The organism is Nitrospirota bacterium (assembly GCA_023229435.1).
In the GTDB taxonomy this organism is placed as follows: Bacteria; Nitrospirota; UBA9217; order UBA9217; family UBA9217; genus JALNZF01.
Genome location: JALNZF010000022.1, coordinates 19727 through 40050, shown reverse-complemented (window position 1 = coordinate 40050; position 20324 = coordinate 19727). Strand labels below are relative to the sequence as shown.

Genomic DNA, 20324 nt, shown 5'->3' with positions numbered 1-20324 from the left:
TATATCGCTCGTTCGGCATGTTCCAGCTCGCATCCCGCTCCCCGTAAAGGATTTCCTTCTCGGATCCTTCAATACTATGGACTCCGCGAATGAGACGTCAAAAAACGATGAAAATAGTGGCTTGTGTTTCACCAGGCCGCACTTTTACCTCGCTAATAGTGTATGTCGAAGTATATGAAGTCGTCGTGCGCCTTGTGTATTTGTCCAGGGTGATTTCCGCAGTATCGTAGGTCACCTCGATTCCCCATCCCACTCTTTTGGTTCGGGCAAACTCCAGACCGAATGAGCCGTAGAAGCCCGGTGATGAACTTTTAACGTAATCTCCGCTCGCAAAGTACTTTTTTATTCCCGCACGGATATAGGGTGAAGCCCACGAGTCGGTCAACGGAGTATAGCGCAAATCAAGGCCCGCGGGAATTGCGGTGAAATCAGAGTCGGTTGATGATACAATCATGGCCGGACCAAACGTGAATCCGATTCCAAGACCGCTCGAAAATTGAACGTAGGGCTGAAACGATAAACCGACAGACGTCAACAGTTTCGTGTCGACAATATACCCTTTAACCTCTAAGTTGTTTTTGTATACATCTAGAACGTTGTCTATACCTGAAACGTAGGTCAAGCCCACGGGAAATCTCCACTCAGCGGCCTCAACACAGTTTGCTGCAAAGAACAATACCATGGCAATGATGATGCTTATACACCCTCTTAGACGTTTCATCTTCATTTTTCCTCCGTATTCTGTAATTCCTCCTGCTTCGAGGGAAGTGATGGCGATACCATCTCTTTTTGCTTATCTATCAAGATACAAATCAACACAATATTTGCATCCATGTTCATTTTCGTACAGTTTGTCCTCTTTTGCATTGATGACAAAATCGATAGCTTCCGGTGTACCAACATCGCCTATGGAATTGAGCGCTATGAACTTATCGTTCTCTTCATACTGAGCATATTTTTTCTTGAGGAAATCGACATGCTGTTCCGCCCCGAGCGTTTATATTGCCAAGATAGCGCAGGCCCGAGTTATGCGTTCGCCCGCATCAGAGAACCTCATCAGCGCATTCATACCACGGAATTCCCGGTACTCCCGAGTTCCAGCACGGGAAAACATGCACCCTCATCGTTTCGTGCGATCCCCTCCTCCGCACGAATCTCTATCTCTTTGATCATTTGTTCGCTTGCGGAGTAATGTAGCGAGCATTTGTTGATCTTGGACGCGATTTCCTTCACCAGAATAGACATGGCATTGTGAAGCACGGCTCCTCAACTTCATTCCCCGCGAGCGGTAAACTCCTTCTGCAATGCCTGGGATAGCCATGCATCGGGTCTTCCGTATTAATCAATTCACGCTTGCTCTTTTCAGGGCCGACATGACATGAAAGTTCCGGACTCTTTCCTATAATCATCCACGGCTTTTTTTAGGAATTACAGGTGCAGTTAGCCCGTCTTCGGGCTTTATGGCCTTTCTCTGTCTCTCCTTGTCCTGTAGCCAATCTTTATAATCTTCATCTCTTTCTCTCTTATGAACTTTTGCAGTCTCGAGGTCCCATTCATGGGTTTCATTGTTTATCTCAGTGAGGGTACAGTCATAGAGCCATTCAGGAAGCTTGTTCCAATATTCATTATTCTCCTTAACTGGTTCGAGGTCGGAAAAAAAACCGGCTGAAAAAATACCATAAGGTCGCACGTAAATATAATATATTTTTCCATTAGCAAGTTCAGCATCAATAAACATATACCTATCACGCCCAGCGCCTAAAATACCTGTCTTCTGCAGTGTAAGAACAGCGAATATATGTTTGCCGGCAGACACCTGAGTAATGGTACAGTTTTTTAAGCCTTTTACCACTCCAATAATTTTTTCATCATCATATAAAGCAAAAGGCACGTCAAGTGCATAAAAATCCGGGCGCACAAATACAACAGTTGCCTTATCATTTGAAGGGGTCGGGAAACCCGCCTGTAAAGATTCTTTTACTGTGTAAGGTATGCTCGGGGCACATGAAAACGAAAACAATAAAACAACAGCAAGCAAAATATTTCTTTTTATCTCAAATCTCCTTAATATCAGACATTCTATTTTCATCAGCATCTTTCTATTCCTCCTTCTAAATGTTTATAATCCGAGATAAACTCTCTCTTCACTTATCCTGCCTGTCAGGTTCCATTTCTTACCTTTCCTCAACGTCCGATCATAGCAGGTACCTTCAGTTATTTCCATGCTCTCGTTAATAACAAAGGATTTCCGCACCTCTGGTGAAGGAACGTACGCAGCAGGTTTATACCTGACATGAGCCAAATCGAACGCACAACCATAAAGAAATAAAATTAACAGCATAGTGAATAATACCTTTAATCTCGTCTGCATTTTTATCTCCATTTAAAACCTAAAATTGCAACTAAGAGATTCTGTTTTTTTATTGAAAACATCAAGAGAACCTTTGGCGTTGTGGAAAGAATGCAATTCTTATGTTACGCAATGCGACCGTCACACCCACAACGGGTACTGAATTTGAACCATCGGTGTTGGCAACAGCACCACTTACGCAAAAGTCGACAGGGCTGCAATTCGCTCGTTAGAACAATATCGATATTCCCAAACTTATTTCTTTGAGCTGTATCTGGTCACTGAACGCGTAGGGGACGACATAATAGATTCCGTTTCTAATGTCTACTATTTCTTCGAGTTCGTGGTCGCCATTCACGATGTATTTTTTAAAATCTGCCCGCAGAAAGACGTTGCGCGTAAGGAATATCTTCACTCCGGCCCCGTAGTTTGTCGTTGATAAATTGTAATCTATAAACATTGATTTGCCCGTACCCACCGTCACAAAGGGAACTATACGGCCTATGGGAAACTGTAGCAGCGCATTGATGTTGATAAGTCCAATGCTGGTGTTTTCTTCGGAGGATCTTTCGGTGCCCCCCGCGTCAAAAAGATATGCGTTGTACCTAGTTCCTGCGTCTGCGATCGCTATTTCTATTCCGAAATTACTATTGAAGTTGCCGCCGACTCTTAAACCGTAGATGTTGCCGTTCGTAATGTTAGTGGCAATTCTGTGACCGCCGTCGACATTTTGCTGTATTCCAGCATTAGCGGTTACTGACCCGCCAAAGAGCCCAAGCTCTAAGCCCGTCCGCATTTCCGCCCGTGCGTAGGAAACCGCAAGTGAGAACAACAGCGTTATCAGAACTAAAGATAGTCGTTTTCCCAACATAAATATTTCTCTTTAAAAGGATTCTTCATTCTGCAATAGTCCTGCTGATAGAAGCTGACATAACCATTCTCTCAAGTAAATGACTTTAGAGAATGTCAGTCTAAATTTGAATTATAACAGACGGAAAGATACGGATAGGATACGGATTCGAAAATAAGCGGCTTATTTCGAGGTAAGGGCTTTGTAAATTTCCTTTGTTTCAGGAGATGGTTCGAAGTCGGGGATGGCGGCGAATGTTTTTTTCAGTCTATCATAAACCACCAATGCCTCATTCCGGTGGCCGAGCCTTCGATGGCACAGCATGAGACGCTGATAAAGCTCCTCGGCGAATGGGTCTGTCGCAATGCCCCTCTCAAGGAGATCTATGGCTTTCTCAAACTCGCCTCGTTCCTCATACAACCGGCCGAGTTGCTTTACATATTTAAAGAACTTGTTCTTCAAACGCTCGCGGATGTCTTCCGCAATCGGGACCGAGTCGTCGGCGCAACAGGGGCCATGGTACAGGGCTAAAGCCCTCTCTATCGACTGGATGGCCTTTTCTGTTTTATCATTTTTTAATGCATCATCAGCTTTTCCGAGGATGCGCTCGAAGGCCCATATGTCGACCCAGCAGTAACGAGCATCCAGGGTCACCCGTCCATTACTTAGGGATATCGCCTTTTCAATTCCCAACAGCCGCCGAAGGCGGTGCAAGGCAATGGCAAAGGCCTTGTGCGATGAATCAGCCTCCGCTTCCGGCCATAGAATATCGGTCAATTTTTCCTCAGGCACTTCTCTTCCACCCAGCATGATAAGCGCCTTGAGCATCGCAATGGGTCGTTGCTGGGCTTTTCTTGAAAATCTGACAGGACTTCCTTCTTTCACAAGACTGAACCTGCCGAGCGTATACACCTTTACGGCCCAGGACCAGGCTTCGATGTCGAGGGGCGCGGCATCGGGAAGAAGGTTGCGTTTCTTGATAAGGGTCTGTACATATTCCGTCTCAATTCCGGCTTGAAGCGCCTTGCAGCAGAGACCGGCCACAAGGTCGGGGCGCAACGTATACGTATTTATGAATCCACACTCTCTTCCCAGTGCCATTCCTTTCCGAAGCAACGCAAGCCCGGCCTTTTCCCTTCCCCCGTCAAAGGTAAACAGGGCATCCGTCAAAAGACAGATGAATTCCATATATCGGTACCTGATAAGTTTCGCAATCCTAAACGCTTCTTTCAAATGATGTAATGACTTTTTGTGTTCTTTTAGTTCGTGCAGCACCTGTGCATATTCAATGTGGCAAAAGGACTCAGCAAGCGGGAACCCCGTAACTTCGGCCTGTTTCAAAGCTGCATCAACATGCACGGCGGCCTGGTTAAAATCTTTGTGGAGCAGAGCGTTATAAGCCAGAAGAAACCGATAATAGCCCTTGCCGGTCAACGGATCGCTTACGGATAGATACGTCATCCTCCCAAAAAGTTTATCTGCATTCTTGAAATCCCCTGCATCAAGCGCGCTCAATGCGCCCTGTCCCAGTAATAAAAAATCCATGATAAAAACCCCGGTGGACGCGGAAAGATCGAGCCCGCTCTGAACTACCTTCATGCACTGTTCATTGTCGGCGGTATATGTCAGATACATCGCCTCCACCCACTTCATGGTAAGAACGGCAAGCGGGGTCGCCTCGTTGGATTCCGTAAATCGCTTGCACGAATCGAGTACAAGCGCCGCTTCTTCAAGGCTACCCGAGTTCATCTCATGGAACGCATAATTCGAGAGAGTCAGCGCCCTTAAGCGCTTGTCGCCTGACTGGTCCGAAAGAGCGAGCGCCCGCGTTCCCCATGACCCTATATCCGGATGCTGCGGTTGCCGGTGAATCAACGCCATGAACATGCTGGAGGCCACTCGGGTCTCTATCTCTCCCGGGAGCCCTCCCCCTAAGGAACGCATGAGTTGCTTGAGCCGGGGGATCCACTCGTCCAACAGCTTTAAATTGCTCAGGCCGAAGATGCAGGAGTCGACGATTTCCGCCCATGTCATATATGCCCCTGCCGCGTCTTTTCGCTTCCTGAAAATCAAGAATGCCTTTTCCAGATGCGCTCGGCTCTTTCCGGGATTACGGGGCATGCGACAGATTGCGAGATAGTATTGAAGCCACGGATCGTTGTCGAGCAAATCCTTGGGAAGGCTCGTTATCCAGGCCTCTATCACCTGGCCCCTTCCCTGTTTGATAAGCGACTGGCCGCGCTCCATTACCATCCGGATGATCCATTTCCATTCGGAACAGTCCCGGAACAAGCCAAAGGCGTCCTCGAACCTCTCCGCTTCATACAGAATTACAGAGGCCTTCTTCTTCAACAGGGGAAATTCATCAACCAAGTAAGCTTTTGCGCGCGACAGAAGGAATTCACGAAAGAGCGGGTGATACTGATATACAAGACTGGCGTGAGCTCGTCTCTCGGTGAAATAATTATTGCGGTATAAACCTGATAGTATCCGGCCTGCATTGCCGGCCCCTGTCAGGCATTCGGCCATGTGCGCGTCCATGATGGGCAGTATCGCGGTCTTTAACAGAAAACCGCGGACATCAGAACCCAGTTTCTCCAATATTTCCGAAGAAAAGTACTCAAAGATCGTATCCTCTGCTACGGCCTTCATCTGTCCCGGCTCAAAAACCCCCTTTTTCGTCTTCTCGATCATGAGGATGAGACCAGCCATCCACCCTTTGGTCCTTCCATGAAGCTCGCGCGCTAGGTCCGATGATTGTTTCTCTTTAAGCTTAAAACGAATTATCTCTTCGGATTCATCAAGGGTCAGGGCAAGCTCGTCCCAGCCGAGGACTTTCAGACGACCATTAGCCTCCATCCGAGCAAGAGTCCCGGACGGTGCACCCCTGCTGATGAAGATGACCGTTACTCCAGCGGGAAGGACTTCAAGACCCTCGCTGAGCACCCCGTGGAATTGTCCGCCGACCGGCGCATCCTGGTAATTGTCAAAGACGATGCAATATGGCGTCTTTAACCGGCTGTACAGGTCTTCAAAATAACGACGTGTAAAAACAGGCAGCCCCGGCAGGTATTCCGGGGTCAATAACGGAAGAGGACGCTTTGTGCGGGATGATGCCTTTTTTGCGGCAAGCCCCATGTAATAAAAAAATGTGGCCGCGTCCGCATCCTGGCAGTCCACTTGATACCACAAGCATGGCAATGAACGGGCCTCCAGGTAACTGCTTATAAGGACGGTCTTGCCGGAGCCGGGAGGTCCAGATACCCACATGGCTGATCGTCGTAGGCCGGAATCCAAAAAAGCAAAGAGCCGATTTCTGGGCAGGACCCCGGTAAAGAAAGGGCGGGTGATTTTGGTATATGGGGCGGCCTCGGGTTTCATTTAAAAATCCTCATGCTTACGAGAATCCAGGTTTCCTCTGCTTTTCGGAGACTACTTCCCCCGGTCGAGATATCCTTCACGAGGAGAGACGAGCTGCCTATCCTGCCGGAGAAACGAAGACACCCGCAGGACGTTGATGTTTATGTTGCCTTGTCCTGTCTCACACTTTTCTATGCTCCAAACCGTCATGTAGCACACATGTGCATTCCATCGTCACACTGAAAAATGATCCGTTATATATCCTCGAACAGTCACGCATCATTCTCAACTATCAAAAAGCAATTCAAAATTTCGGGGAGTGATGATGCGTATTCCCTTGAACACTTTTAAGTCAAGAAGATCCTTGTCTCCCGTAACAAGATAATCAACTGCTCCTTCCCAAGCGCAGGCGAGCACATTGTCGTCATCTTTATCGCGGCAAGCCCCGTTCGGAATTTCGGAAGGATGCACAATATCCTGGGCAGCCTCAGCAATCAACGCCAGGGCGTTTTCCCGTTCCTGTTTTGTCGCTGAAAACTTCTTGGTAAGGGTTCGTTCGAATTCGTGAAGGATGAAGGGACAGGTGATGAGGTTGAATTGTTGTTTCCGCGCCCGCGTCAGAAGTTTTGAGCAGACGCCTTCAGTGAGAAAAGCCGCGAGGAGCACATTTGTATCGAAGAGCGCCTTCACGACACTTCCTTAAAAATATCTTCGTCCGTTACCATACCCTTCTTCTTCGCCCGTGAGCCGAGGTTTTTCCGCGCCCCCTCAAACCGGGATTCCCAAAGATAGATGCTGATCGATTCCTTGACAACGTCGCTCTTGTTCCTCCCTTGGTTCTTTGCGAAACGATCAAGCTCACGGGCAACCTTGTCGGGCAGACTTATTGACAGTACTGATCTCATGGCAAACCTCCTGCACTACAATACACTACATAGCGCGGTTCTGTCAAGTTGGCGTTCTGATTTTTGTCTATAATGAATCTCGCCATTTCTCTAACCCGCGTTCACGGCGTATACGCGTTCTTCCCGAGCAAGTTCGGCGGCATACAGGAGAACAGCTTGAATGTCTTCATTTTCAAGATCGGGATAGTCCTCTAACAATTCCTCGGATGTAACGCCTCCGGCAAGGGCTTTGAGGATCTGCTCCACTGTTATTCGCAATCCTCTAACGGTTGGCTTACCAACCATGACTTTGGGATTGACAGTTATTCGTTTCAGCAATTCTCCGGGCTTTTGTTTGTTCATTTGAAGAGACCTCCTCCATAAGAAGCTTCTCCTACACTGTTATGAGAACTTTTCATCATCTACGCACGGTATTACTGTAGCACATTCAAAATGTGCTTTCAATCAATTTTCCTGTCGCTTTGCCCTTGTACTGCTTTAATTGTTCAAGTATAATTACGTCATTGCGTAAGGAGCTGTCATGTTCCCCACCTCCACTGTCGGCAGAAAAATACTGATGGCCATCACGGGCCAGATGATGGTCCTGTTTGTCATCGTCCACCTGATCGGCAATACCACGGTTTACTTCCACGGCCTCAATGCGTATGCCGCCGCGTTGCATGCCTTGCCGGTCCTTGTCTGGGCATTCCGATTATTTATGGCGGTGACGCTCTGTCTCCATGTCTATCTCGGCATCGTGCTGACTCTGGAGAATTGGAAGGCGAAACCCGGTTCATACGCCGTCTCCAGTCATATCAGCACGACCTTCGCCGGACGAAACATGATCTGGACCGGCTCTCTCATCAGTGTGTTCCTTGTCTATCACCTGTTGCACTTTACGCTCCAATTCATCGACCCCGCGATCTCCGCGCTCAAGAACCCGGACGCCCTCGGCCGGCCGGATGTGTTTATGATGGTAACACGCAGTTTCCTGCAAATCGGCATTGTATCCTTCTATGTCGTATCGGTGACTGGCCTGCTGCTGCATCTCTACCACGGGATCCAAAGTTCCATCCAGACCTGGGGACTGAATAATGAAAGTTCCCTTCCTGTTATCACCCGGGGAGGGCAGATCGCTGCGACGATCCTGTTTCTTGGGTATGCTGCAATACCTGTGGTGATCGTGATGGGAATAGTGAAATGAAAACGCATTGGGGCAGAGGGCAGCGGGTTAAACACTATGCTCCATGCGCCATGCCCTATGCGCGGAGCATAATCGTATGATCCTCGACGGCAAAATACCATCCGGCCCGCTGCACGAGAAGTGGGACAAACGTCTCGCCGAGATAAAGCTCGTGAGTCCGGCCAACAAGCGGAAGTTCCGTGTCATCATCGTCGGCACCGGTCTGGCCGGCGCGTCCGCAGCCGCTTCCCTCGGCGAACTCGGCTACAACGTCGATGCCTTCTGCTTTCAGGACTCGCCCCGCCGCGCCCACAGCATCGCGGCGCAGGGAGGCATCAACGCGGCAAAGAACTATCCGAACGACGGCGACAGCATCGAACGGCTTTTCATCGATACGGTCAAGGGAGGAGACTTCCGTTCCCGCGAGGCGAATGTCTACCGTCTGGCGCAGGTGAGCGGCGCTATCATCGACCAGGCCGTTGCCCAGGGAGTCCCGTTCGCCCGCGACTATGCCGGTTATCTCGACAACCGTTCATTCGGCGGGGCCCAGGTTTCGCGAACGTTCTACGCACGCGGCCAGTCAGGCCAGCAGCTCCTGCTCGGCGCCTACGGCGCAATGATGCGCCAGATCAAGGCGGGCACGGTCACGCTCCATCCCCGGACCGAGATGCTCGACCTGGTGGTGGTTGACGGCCATGCAAAAGGGATCACGGTGCGTGACCTCGTGAGCGGAAAGATCCAATCATACGCGGGTGACGCAATCTGCCTCGCGACCGGCGGGTACGCCAATATCTTTTACCTTTCCACGAACGCCATGGGCTCGAACGTGACCGCGGCGTACCGGGCATATAAAAAAGGCGCGTTCTTTGCGAACCCCTGCTTCACCCAGATCCATCCGACCTGCATCCCGGTCACCGGCGAACACCAGTCCAAGCTCACCCTGATGTCAGAGTCCCTCCGGAACGACGGCCGCATCTGGGCCCCGAAGAACAAGGGGGACAAGAGAAAATCCAACGAGATCCCGGAACCCGACCGCGATTACTTTCTCGAGCGAAAATATCCCGCCTACGGCAACCTCGCGCCGCGCGACATCTCCTCCCGTGCCGCAAAGGAAGTCTGCGACGAAGGCCGGGGCGTGGGGCCGGGCGGCCGCGGGGTGTTTCTTGATTTCGCCGACTCCATAAAACGCCTGGGCGAGGACACGATCCGCGAGCGCTACGGAAATCTGTTCGAGATGTACGCGCGGATCACCGACGAGAACGCCTACCGGCAGCCCATGCGCATATACCCCGCGCCGCATTACACCATGGGCGGGCTCTGGGTGGACTACAACCTTGCGAGCAATGTCCCCGGCCTCTTCGTCCTCGGCGAGGCGAACTTCTCCGACCACGGCGCGAACCGACTTGGCGCAAGCGCTTTGATGCAGGGGCTGGCGGACGGCTACTTCATCCTCCCGTATACCATTGCGGATCATCTTGCGAAGATTGCTCCCGGCGCCGTCGCTGCCGATCGTCCTGAATTCAAGAAGTCCCGCGAGGACGTCGATGCATCCGTGAAAAAGCTCCTGTCGATCAACGGCAAGAAAACCGTGCACGAGTTCCATTACCTGCTCGGCAAGATCATGTGGGAACAGGTGGGCATGGCGCGCAGCAAGGAAAGTTTGAACAAGGCGCTCGCGCTCATTCCGGAACTCCGCGCCGAGTTCTGGCGGGATGTGAAGGTTCCGGGGTCCGGCATGGACCTGAACCAGGAACTCGAGAAGGCGGGCAGGATCGCGGACTTTCTCGCATTCAGCGAGCTCATGGCCAGGGACGCCCTGCTGAGAGACGAATCCTGCGGCGCCCACTTCCGGGTCGAGCACCAGACACCGGACGGCGAGGCAATACGCGACGACAAGAACTTCAGTTATGTCTCTGCCTGGGAGTACAAGGGCATGGATAAAGAACCTGAGCTTCACAAGGAACCGCTGGAGTTCGAGCATCTGAAACCGGCGACAAGAAGTTACAAATAGAATCATTGCAAAATGCAAAATGCAAATTGTAAAGTGCAAATTGCAAAATGAGTAGACCGTAAGCTTACACTTTGCATTTTGAAATTTGCATTGGAGTCCATCCAAATGAATCTCACCTTATACGTCTGGCGTCAGAAGGGTCCCGGGGACAAGGGGCGGCTGGTACGGTACGAGGCAAACAATATCATCTCCGAGATGTCCTTCCTTGAGATGCTCGATGTGGTGAACGAAGGCCTCATCAAAAAAGGTGAAGAACCCATCGCCTTTGACAGCGATTGCCGTGAAGGCATCTGCGGCATGTGCGGCCAGGTGGTGAACGGCATCCCGCACGGTCCTCAGGAAAAAACCACGGTCTGCCAGCTTCATATGCGCTATTTCAAGGATGGCGATACCCTATATATAGAACCCTTCCGCGCACGGGCATTCCCGGTGATCAGGGACCTGATCGTGGAGCGGAGCGCCTTTGACAAGATCATCCAGGCCGGGGGCTACATTTCCGTGCACACGGGCGGTGTTCCTGACGGCAACGCCGTCCTGATCCCGAAGCATGACGCGGACATCGCGATGGATGCGTCAGAATGCATCGGCTGCGGGGCCTGCGTCGCGGCCTGTCCGAACGGCTCGGCCATGCTCTTCACCGCGGCCAAGGTGACGCACCTCGCCATGCTGCCGCAGGGCAGGGTCGAAGCGGCACGGCGCGTTTGCATCATGACCGAGGAAATGCTTAACCAGGGATTCGGCAATTGCGGCAACCACTACGAATGCCAGGCGGTCTGTCCCAAGGGGATCAAGGTGCAATTCATCGCAAAGCTGAACCGTGAATTCATCAAAGCAAAGATACCGTAAATCGAGGAATCGATATTGCGAAGGAATCTTTCCTATGCTATCTTATGGGAACAGGCAAACAACCAGCACGGATAATATTCAGCGATCCCTATCACTTTAAGGAGGGCACTATGAAACGTCTGGCACTCGCAATCGCAATGATGTTCGCAAGCTTTGTCTTCTCCACCACGTTGTTGGCCGCTGATACCCTGGACCTCACCATTCCGCTCCCCCTGACCGGCAAACAGGCGAAGTTCGGCGAGATCATGAAGCGGTCCTACGAAATGGCCGCGGAAGAGATCAACGCCAAGGGCGGTATCAAGGGCAAGAAGCTCGCCCTGTCCTTCGAGGACTCCACCGGCAAGCCGGAGACGGCCCGGGCGATCGTCGAGAAGCTGATCGACTCGAAGAAGCAGCCCATCATCGTGGGTGAGTATACCTCGGCCTGCGCCAAGGCCGTGGCAGCCGTGGCCGAGGAACGCAAGACCCCCTATCTCGTCGTGGCGAGCGCGGACGACGCGATCACGCAACAGAACTATAAGTACGTGTTCCGCCAGAACCAGGTGAACGCGCATTATGCCGATGCCTTCGTCTCCTTCCTGAAGGAAGTCGTGAAGCCAAAGACAATGGCTGTCCTTTATGAGAGTTCGGCCTTCGGCACCTCGGGCGCCGACGCCATGGAGAAGGACGCGAAAACGCTCGGCATCAAGGTGGTGCTGAAGGAAAAGTTCGAGACCGGGGCCATTGACTTTAAACCCCTGCTGTCCAAGGTGAAGTCCGAAAAACCTGATGTGATCTACACGATCTCCTATGCCAATGAGGCGCAGATGATCATGAAGCAGGCCAAGGAACTCAGGGTCGAAGCCAAACTGTACGCGGGCGGCGCGGCCGGGTTCGCCATCCCGGAGTTCATCGACGGCGCGAAGGATGCGGCCGAGTACGTGATCAGCGCCACGCTCTGGACACCCCAGGTCAAGTATCCCGGCGCCAAGGAGTTTGCCGATAAGTACAAGGCCAAACACGGAGACTTTCCCTCGTATCATGGCGCATCAGCCTATTCAGCAATTTACGTGACTGCCGACGCCTTGAACAGGGCAAAGGACTGGACTTCGGACGGCATCCGGAACGCGCTCAAGGCCGTGAATCTCATGACTGCCTTCGGTCCGGTCAAGTTTGAGGACAGGGAAGGCTATCAGAACCAGAACTTCGCGGAGACCCTTGCCATCCAGGTGCAGAAGGGCGAGTTTGAGACGATCTGGCCCAAGACACAGGCAAGCAAACCATATATTTTCCCGGTACCGACGTGGAAGGAACGCAGATAAATCGAGTGCGAAGTTCGGAGTGCGGAATGCGGAATAACGTCGTGTCTTTCCGCTTGAGTTTAACTCCGCACTCCGCACTCGCCACTCCGCACTGAGGTATCCATGACCGCTGTCCAAACCGAAGTCCTGCTCCAGACACTCATATCCGGCATCCTGCTGGGCGGGCTCTACGCCCTGATCGGCATCGGCATGACCATCATCATGGGCGTCATGAAGATCATCAACCTTGCCCATGGCGAACTCATGATGGTGGGTATGTACATCGCCTATGTCTTGTACGCCTATTTTCATGTCGATCCTTATCTCTCGATCTTCATCGCGGCTCCGGTCCTTTTTCTGCTCGGCATCGCGCTCCAGAAATATCTGATCAATCCGGTCATGAAAGTGGACTCCATCCTGCCGGAGAACCAGGTCATCCTCACGGTCGGGATCGGGATGGTGCTGGCAAACCTGGCAACGATCATCTTCAAGTCCGATTACCTGCAAACGCCGGTGAGCTACGGCACGAAGGCATGGTACCTCTCCGATTTCTGGAAAAATTCACCCTTTGAGCTGTCGTTGTCGTTCCCCTGGAGCGTCTCGTTCGTATTTTCCCTGCTGATCACCGCGGGACTCTGGTTCTTTCTGACCAAGACGGACACGGGCAAGTCCATCCGGGCCACGGCGCAGGACAACGACGCTGCCTTGCTCATGGGCGTAAACATTGGACGGATGCGGGTGATCACCTTCGGCCTCGGATCCGCTCTCGTGGGATCGGCAGGCTGTTTGTTCATTCCCATCTACTACATTTATCCCGACATCGGGGGGCAGTTCACGCTGATCGCCTTCGTCATCACCATCCTGGGCGGACTCGGATCGACAGTGGGGGCCATTATCGGCGGCCTGATCCTGGGACTTTTTGAATCGCTCACCGCAACCTACATCGGCATGGGGTGGGCCCCCGTCGGACGGTTCGTCATCTTCGTTGCCGTGCTGATCTTTATTCCCGGCGGCGTGGCGTCGCTGCTCAAGACAAGGAAGTTCGGAAAATAATATAATTTGATTTACCGCAAGGACGCAAAGAGCGCAAAGGACTTCATGAGCATTCTCATCTCAATGCCTGATTCCTTCGCGCCTTGGCGGTTCAAGCATTTTAATTCCGGGTCGTCAGGGCTTTGTTCATGAAAAAATATTTGCCTTCCATAACGCTGGTGCTGATGGCCCTCATCCCCTTCCTGGGCCTGAACAGCTATCTCATGCACATCCTTATCCTGGTCATCATGTGGTCGGTGATCGGGATGGCCTGGAATCTTCTCGGTGGCTACTGCGGCCAGGTTTCCTTCGGCCATGCCGCGTTTTTCGGCGTGGGTGCCTATACCAGCGGCATGCTGTACAGCAAGCTGGGGATCTCCGGATGGTGGGGCGTGCCTGCCAGTATCGTCGTGGTCACCATTTTCGCACTGGTCATCGGCTACGTCTGTTTGAGGCTGCGCGGCCCCTACTTCGCCCTGGCCACGCTTGCCATCGGCGTCATCCTCAGGATCGTGGCGGAGAACCTTGTGCAGGTGACGGGCGGGGACCTCGGCATCATGATCCGCGAACGGAGCTGGATCGAAAAGACCTGGTACTACTATATCATCCTGGCGATAGCCGCGTTATCGTTCCTGCTCGTGAAAAAGATCATCGGATCAAAGCTTGGCTACTATTTCGTCGCCATCCGCGAGGACCAGGATGCCGCGGAATCACTGGGTATCAACACGACACTGTATAAGACCATCGCCCTCTGCCTGAGCGCCGTGATCACCGGCTTCGCGGGCGCCTTTTACACGAACTACATGGGATACATCGATCCGAAGGTCGTGTTCGCCCTTCACGATATCTCCATCATCACCATCATGGTCGTCATGGTCGGCGGCGTCGCGACCTTTTCAGGGCCCATTGTCGGCGCGATCATCATGGTGATCCTTGCGGAGGCCATCAGGTCCATCCCGATGCTCGGCACGGCGCATCATACGTTTTTCGGCATCCTGCTGATCGTTATCATCATTTTTCTGCCCAACGGCATTGTGGGTGATTTTGCTAAACTGAAGAAACTGGTCGGTCTTTCACGGAGGACCGCATGAGCTTCATCAAGATACAAAAGGTCTCCCGCTTCTTCGGCGGGATTTCCGCGATCAAGGACGTGTCCTTTGAGGTCAGAAAAGGAGAGATCCTCGGCCTTATCGGGCCGAACGGAGCAGGTAAGACGACCCTGTTCAATGTGGTGAACGGATTTTATTCTCCTTCGCGGGGCCATGTCTTTTTTCAAGAACAAAAGATATCCGGCCTCATGCCGCATCAGATCTGCCGACGAGGCATAGCCAGGACCTTCCAGGTCGTGAAGCCGCTCCAGCGGATGTCCGTGCTCGACAATGTCGTTGCATCGTCATATCTCCGCGCGAAGGACAAACGTGAGGCCGTGGAGATCGCGCGCGAGGCGCTTCAATTCACGGGACTGTATGAGGACCGTGACGTCATATCACGGGGATTGCCGCTCGGCAAGAGAAAGCGGCTTGAGATCGCGCGGGCGCTTGCCACACAGCCGGAGGTCCTGCTCCTTGACGAATCCTGTGCCGGGTTGAACTCGACCGAGCTTGACGAGTCCATCGGCATCATCCGCAAGATCAAGGACCGCGGCATCACCATCATGATCATCGAACACCACATGAAGGTCATCATGGCCATATCCGACCGGATCGTGGTGCTGAACTACGGGGAGAAGATCGCCGAGGGCACGCCGCTGGAGATCCGGAGCAATCCACTGGTCGTCGAGGCGTACCTGGGAGAGGCGCAGAGTGCTTGAGATCAGGAACATAGACGTATTCTACGGCGACGTCCAGGTGCTCTGGGACGTTTCCTTCGAGGTCAGGCAGGGCGAGGTCGTCGCGCTCATCGGCGCGAACGGCGCCGGCAAATCGACAACGCTCAAGACCATCTCCGGGCTTCTTCGGCCCCGCAAGGGCAGGATCCTGTTCAACGACGCACCGATCCATACGATCGAGGCGTTCAAGCTCGTCGAGCTGGGGATCGCCCACTGCCCCGAGGCACGGCGTCTCTTTGTCGAGATGACGGTCGAGGAGAACCTGGACATGGGGTCGCTCCGGGGCGAGGCGAGGCAGCAGCGCGCGAAGACCAAGGAGATGGTTTTCGGCCTCTTCCCCCGGCTGAGCGAACGAAGAAAACAGCCCGCGGGATTGTTGTCGGGGGGCGAGCAGCAGATGGTGGCGATCGGCAGAGGACTCATGGCAATACCGAAACTTCTCATGTTCGATGAGCCATCGCTGGGGCTTGCGCCGATCCTCGTGCGCGAGATCTTCGATATCATCAAAAAGATCCGGGAGCAGGGGGCCACGGTCCTGATCGTGGAGCAGAATGTGAAGCAGACCCTGGCGATCGCCGACCGCGCGTATGTGCTCGAAAGCGGCAAGGTGGTTATGCAGGGGACCGGCAAGGCATTGCTGAACGATGAGCATGTAAAAACTGCATATCTGGGAGTATAGCCGGGCACATTGCGCCCGGAAAACTCAAGCACCAAATGACAAATCTCAAATAAATTCCAAATACCAATCACCCAATTGGAATTTTGGTCATTGGATATTATTTGGGATTTGAGATTTCGGATTTGAAATTTGGAATTTCCCCTGGAGGTGCCCATGTTTGTTTCCGACTGGATGACGAAAAAGGTCTTTACCATAAGCCCCGATGATTATCTCTCTGACGCCATCACCCTGATGAAGGATAAAAAAATCAAGCATCTTCCGGTAATCAGAAATGGCAAATTGAAAGGCATTGTGTCGGACCTCGACATCAAGGATTACGGCCCGTCAAAAGCCACGACCCTGGACATCTACGAGCTCCATTATGTTCTCGCGAAGACGATGATCAAGCAGATCATGATAACCAAAGTCATCACCGCGTCGCCTGACCTGCCGGTCGAGGAAGCGGCGATGATCATGCTCGATTATAATATCGGATGTCTTCCCGCAGTGGACAATGGGAACCTCGTCGGCATAATTTCGGACAAGGACATCTTTCATGCCCTGGTGGACATCACCGGCGTAAGGCACGGCGGCATCCGGATATGCGTTACGATCGAGGACCGGGCCGGATCCATCCGGGAAGTGGCTGACATTATCCGAAAACACAACTTCCGTCTCCTGGGGATACTCACCTCGTATGAAGGGATAAAAGACGGTTATCGAAGGGTGGTCATCAGAACTCAGGGCAAGGGTGATTTCAACGGCCTGAGGGCAGAGATAGAGCGCACTTTCGGATCCTGCCAGATAAAGAAGGGATAGCCACTAGAGCGTCATAAGCACCAGATCATGTCTGTTCAGTGCCAGATAAATTGCGTCCAGCTGCGCCTTGCTCTGCGCAGTAAAGGTGACCGTGATCGACAAGTACTTGCCGCCGCTGCTCAGCCGGCTCTCAAAGGTAACACCGTCGAGCCCTTCCACATGCTTTTCCATGATCGCACTCACGACCGGGTAAAGCTCGTCAGTATTTTCCCCCATTACCTTGATCGGGAATATGCAGGGGAAATGAAACAGGCTGTCTTTCTCGATATCTTTCACTTCGTTATCCCGGCAATCATATCAAATCCTTTGAAGGGGATTGCGTGGCAGTCTCTACTTCAGCCAGTTCATGAGCATCTCAATCATCGGTTAGTTTTCGTCAGATTCATCTACAAGTGTGCACAGGCGACCGATAAATGGGAGGTGCAGAATACCGGTAGAATCCTGCACAGGTACACGATGAGTTCACACGCCGCGTAGCGGTCGGCGTGGAACGACTGGTTAGAATAGAATTGTTCGGGTGTGCTACGGTTATTCATAATAACCTTTGGTATTATCGAATGTATTTGATTATTTATCAGATTTAATATTGAGGTTAAATGCCGGGTCTTTCGTTGAATCGAAATCGCCTTGCTTTCCATAGGCGTTTACTTTGCCATCTACGAATCGAACGAAATGGTCGACATGATTACTTTCGTAAATATAGTATTTTGTATTCAAATGTGCCTTAAATTGAGAGGGAGGTACTCCCATTATTTTCAAAACGTCAGATTCTGTCATGCCAACACTTAATTGTCCCAGCCTTTGGGGAATGATATAATCGAAATCGCCTTTCTTTACATAGGCGTTGAATTTGCCATCTATTAATTGAACAAAATAGTCTCCGGTATGAGTTTCGTAAATAAGATATTCTGTGTTCAAATGTGACCTAAATTCTGAGGGTGTTACTTCCATTGTCTTCATAACGTCTGCTTTTGTCATGCCAACACTTAACTGACCTAGCCTTTGAGGAACGACTGATAATGATGCACAAGCCGTCAGGAGAACAAGAACACATACGATAAAGAAATATCTCATTTGCATTACCCCTTTCAAATATTCAACGTTGAGCCGCTTGCCGGTTATGGGCTTGCTATGCATTGCAGTTGGTACATATATGATCCATTTTCTTGATTGCTTTTTTCCAACTATCTGAGTCATATGGCTCGGACTTAAGAAAGGCAAAATATTCCTGTAATTCAAGGTCAATCGCCTTTAGGAACTTCGTTGCGTTTACTGTTTTGTTGTTTCTGTCCAAAAGTTCTCCCTTTCTGGTAATTTTCCAGCCATCGTATGTTTCCCCTTGATGAAGCACACCACACCGGATATTTGAATAGAACTGTTCACCTACTCCTTTAAAAATATTCAAATGCTTAGAGGATGAAAAAAACTCATCGAATGCCTCACCGCCTTTAACACCGGTTCTTTTCCATCCTTTCTTAAAGGAGTGCAAAGCCTCAACCATAAGACAACCAATAGCTATCATGCTAAAGCCATGTTTACTGTTGTTGTTCTCAAATGGATCAACATATCTTTCTCTAAACCTTTCAAGTATGAGATCCGCAATTCGTGATGTGTTTTTTTGTGCCTTAAAAACACGATATTGTTTTATTGTAACTGAGGACGAAAGCTTGGTTTCTACCATGTCTTTCTCCATGTATAATAATTTACATCCCGGGTCACGCGCCGCCCTTTGGCGCGTCGCTATGGACCCGCTGGTTGGCAGTGGCTTAATTCACGGAAATTAAATACTTGCTCGCTCTTGCTCGCAAAGCTTTTGGAATGTTGATCTTTGATATTTGGCGGTATGTTTTTGTTGTTCCTATTTCTTGAAGCAGGCTTACGGTGGCACCATCAAAACCGGGTTCAATGGAATCGTCAAAGCCGGATAAATCAAGTTTATCACTTACCAAAACGAACCCGTCTTCGTCTAATAATGTATATTCTATTTTCTTTAATTCCAAGAAGCCACCTTGAGCCGAAAAAGGAGCAATTGATAAAGTGACTTCCCAACCCCACTCATATTCATCTTTATGATCCACCGTAGGCCCGATAAGACGCCAGCCATCTGAAGGAATAGAAATTCTCGATGCATTTTTAACGCGACCCCAGACGGCAAATTTACGGCCTTTGTATCTGTGCCAGGCTGTATCAAGCATGTTATTATTCGATGCACTCTGGGGTGGATCAGAAAAAAAGATCATTTTCATTTCAGGTTTGACTTCAGCTCTAATCTTTATTTTGTAACAATCGCCCGCCGATGTATCTTTATACCAACTTTCATCAAGTTCTTGAATAACCTTTACATGTGCATTTGAAAATGCAGCCAAAAGATCCTTTTGAATTTCTAAGTTCTCGACTTTCGTTTCGCTCTTCACGTACGTTAATGCCGCTTCCGAAGCTTTGCGCTTTGCATCTATAAGCGCAAACTGTTCAGTTTGCTTTTTTGATTTATCGTCTCCCATGCAAGCATAACCTTCCGCCTCAATAATCGTTGTCTGGATTGCGGCCTGAGCAGCGTGAAGAATTGAAGAATATAAAAAGAAGCAGGCGAAAAGAGTTAAAGTCTTAAACAAATGCATCGCAAATTCTCCTTTAAGTTTTTTACCGATAATAATCATCAGAGATGAACAATGCGCCATCGGCGAAACTGCTGTAGCCCTTAGCCTTCGTACTCAAATCGCCGACCTCTATAACAAGTGCTGAAGAACCTTGAGTATGCTGAATTATGACGCTATGAACGTTTAATAAAGCGCGGATAAGCGCAACGTATCTAGGAATATTGCGCTGGAATTCCTGATAGAATTTTTATTGCCCCAAGGATTATCAGCGTGAAGAAGAACGCTGCATTTATCGCATACACGCTCGTAACGCTTCTTAGAAAGGTATTCACCCCGGAAGGGTGGGTAGTGCCAGCCATTTGTCGTCTTGACCCGTGGGGCCAGAGGTCGCGGATAGGAATATGGATTTATGGCTGTCAAAGAGGCAAGTATTTCCCTTCCGTTGAAGTTCTTTCTGAAATCGCCCGGTTTTTTCGGTGCCGCTGTACGCCATTGTTCGTATTTTGACTTGTGCGGGGCAATTGCCGCGTAAGCTACGAGTTCAAGGGTCTTCCGGAGTTGAAGGCAAGCGCTTTCTGTGTCCAATCGCGGCTGCGTTGTAGCTCCGGCAGCGTACCGTTCAGCCG

General features: G+C 50.9%; 20 protein-coding genes. 9 read left to right on the top strand and 11 right to left on the bottom strand.

All coding sequences use genetic code 11. From position 1 onward, the window contains the following. Positions 1 to 97: 97 nt before the first annotated feature. The 7 genes from M0R70_13060 to M0R70_13030 all read right to left on the bottom strand — a co-directional run bounded on the left by M0R70_13060 (position 98) and on the right by M0R70_13030 (position 7807). Complete coding sequence (locus tag M0R70_13060) at positions 98 to 727, bottom strand: porin family protein (protein ID MCK9420300.1); 630 nt, start codon at positions 725 to 727, stop codon at positions 98 to 100. 678 nt (positions 728 to 1405) lie between these two features. Next, positions 1406 to 2095 carry a hypothetical protein gene (locus M0R70_13055; protein ID MCK9420299.1) on the bottom strand — a complete coding sequence of 230 codons (690 nt, stop codon included), beginning with the start codon at positions 2093 to 2095 and terminating at the stop codon, positions 1406 to 1408. A 484-nt stretch (positions 2096 to 2579) separates the two neighbouring features. Beyond that, entirely contained in the window at positions 2580 to 3221 is a 642-nt protein-coding gene (locus M0R70_13050) for an outer membrane beta-barrel protein (GenBank protein MCK9420298.1), read from the bottom strand. A 162-nt stretch (positions 3222 to 3383) separates the two neighbouring features. Next, complete coding sequence (locus M0R70_13045) at positions 3384 to 6401, bottom strand: tetratricopeptide repeat protein (protein MCK9420297.1); 3018 nt, start codon at positions 6399 to 6401, stop codon at positions 3384 to 3386. Between the two features lie 444 nt (positions 6402 to 6845). Beyond that, on the bottom strand, positions 6846 to 7250 hold the full coding sequence (locus tag M0R70_13040) for a putative toxin-antitoxin system toxin component, PIN family (GenBank protein ID MCK9420296.1): 405 nt from the start codon (positions 7248 to 7250) through the stop codon (positions 6846 to 6848). Further along, the gene (locus M0R70_13035; protein ID MCK9420295.1) at positions 7247 to 7465 is read right to left on the bottom strand and encodes a ribbon-helix-helix domain-containing protein; all 219 of its coding nucleotides are present in this window, start codon (positions 7463 to 7465) and stop codon (positions 7247 to 7249) included. Before M0R70_13035 ends, M0R70_13040 begins: the two co-directional genes overlap by 4 nt. 90 nt (positions 7466 to 7555) lie before the next feature. Further along, on the bottom strand, positions 7556 to 7807 hold the full coding sequence (locus M0R70_13030; protein MCK9420294.1) for a DUF433 domain-containing protein: 252 nt from the start codon (positions 7805 to 7807) through the stop codon (positions 7556 to 7558). A gap of 178 nt (positions 7808 to 7985) precedes the next feature. On the opposite strand from M0R70_13030, the gene M0R70_13025 reads away from it, so the two are divergent. The 9 genes from M0R70_13025 to M0R70_12985 all read left to right on the top strand — a co-directional run bounded on the left by M0R70_13025 (position 7986) and on the right by M0R70_12985 (position 17101). After that, the gene (locus tag M0R70_13025) at positions 7986 to 8648 is read left to right on the top strand and encodes a succinate dehydrogenase cytochrome b subunit (GenBank protein ID MCK9420293.1); all 663 of its coding nucleotides are present in this window, start codon (positions 7986 to 7988) and stop codon (positions 8646 to 8648) included. A gap of 76 nt (positions 8649 to 8724) precedes the next feature. After that, on the top strand, positions 8725 to 10638 hold the full coding sequence (locus tag M0R70_13020; GenBank protein ID MCK9420292.1) for a fumarate reductase/succinate dehydrogenase flavoprotein subunit: 1914 nt from the start codon (positions 8725 to 8727) through the stop codon (positions 10636 to 10638). Positions 10639 to 10743: 105 nt separating this feature from the next. Beyond that, positions 10744 to 11484 carry a succinate dehydrogenase/fumarate reductase iron-sulfur subunit gene (locus M0R70_13015; GenBank protein MCK9420291.1) on the top strand — a complete coding sequence of 247 codons (741 nt, stop codon included), beginning with the start codon at positions 10744 to 10746 and terminating at the stop codon, positions 11482 to 11484. A gap of 110 nt (positions 11485 to 11594) precedes the next feature. Further along, a complete protein-coding gene (locus M0R70_13010) occupies positions 11595 to 12785 on the top strand; it encodes an ABC transporter substrate-binding protein (GenBank protein MCK9420290.1) in 1191 nt (396 codons plus the stop codon). Positions 12786 to 12887: 102 nt separating this feature from the next. Then, complete coding sequence (locus M0R70_13005) at positions 12888 to 13817, top strand: branched-chain amino acid ABC transporter permease (GenBank protein MCK9420289.1); 930 nt, start codon at positions 12888 to 12890, stop codon at positions 13815 to 13817. Positions 13818 to 13945: 128 nt separating this feature from the next. Beyond that, positions 13946 to 14887, top strand: a complete 942-nt coding sequence (locus M0R70_13000; protein ID MCK9420288.1) for a branched-chain amino acid ABC transporter permease — start codon at positions 13946 to 13948, stop codon at positions 14885 to 14887. Beyond that, entirely contained in the window at positions 14884 to 15606 is a 723-nt protein-coding gene (locus M0R70_12995; protein ID MCK9420287.1) for an ABC transporter ATP-binding protein, read from the top strand. The genes M0R70_13000 and M0R70_12995 overlap by 4 nt, the downstream gene beginning before the upstream one ends. Then, complete coding sequence (locus M0R70_12990) at positions 15599 to 16303, top strand: ABC transporter ATP-binding protein (GenBank protein MCK9420286.1); 705 nt, start codon at positions 15599 to 15601, stop codon at positions 16301 to 16303. Before M0R70_12995 ends, M0R70_12990 begins: the two co-directional genes overlap by 8 nt. A 153-nt stretch (positions 16304 to 16456) precedes the next feature. Next, the gene (locus M0R70_12985; GenBank protein ID MCK9420285.1) at positions 16457 to 17101 is read left to right on the top strand and encodes a CBS and ACT domain-containing protein; all 645 of its coding nucleotides are present in this window, start codon (positions 16457 to 16459) and stop codon (positions 17099 to 17101) included. Between the two features lie 3 nt (positions 17102 to 17104). On the opposite strand, the gene M0R70_12980 is transcribed toward M0R70_12985, so the two are convergent. The 4 genes from M0R70_12980 to M0R70_12965 form a co-directional block, all read right to left on the bottom strand. Beyond that, positions 17105 to 17377 (bottom strand): DUF493 domain-containing protein, encoded by a 273-nt coding sequence (locus M0R70_12980; protein MCK9420284.1) that lies wholly within the window; start codon positions 17375 to 17377, stop codon positions 17105 to 17107. Between the two features lie 291 nt (positions 17378 to 17668). After that, positions 17669 to 18298, bottom strand: a complete 630-nt coding sequence (locus M0R70_12975; GenBank protein MCK9420283.1) for an outer membrane protein assembly factor BamE — start codon at positions 18296 to 18298, stop codon at positions 17669 to 17671. Then, on the bottom strand, positions 18231 to 18782 hold the full coding sequence (locus M0R70_12970) for a hypothetical protein (GenBank protein MCK9420282.1): 552 nt from the start codon (positions 18780 to 18782) through the stop codon (positions 18231 to 18233). The genes M0R70_12975 and M0R70_12970 overlap by 68 nt, the downstream gene beginning before the upstream one ends. 85 nt (positions 18783 to 18867) lie before the next feature. Further along, entirely contained in the window at positions 18868 to 19779 is a 912-nt protein-coding gene (locus tag M0R70_12965) for a hypothetical protein (GenBank protein ID MCK9420281.1), read from the bottom strand. Positions 19780 to 20324 lie beyond the last annotated feature (545 nt).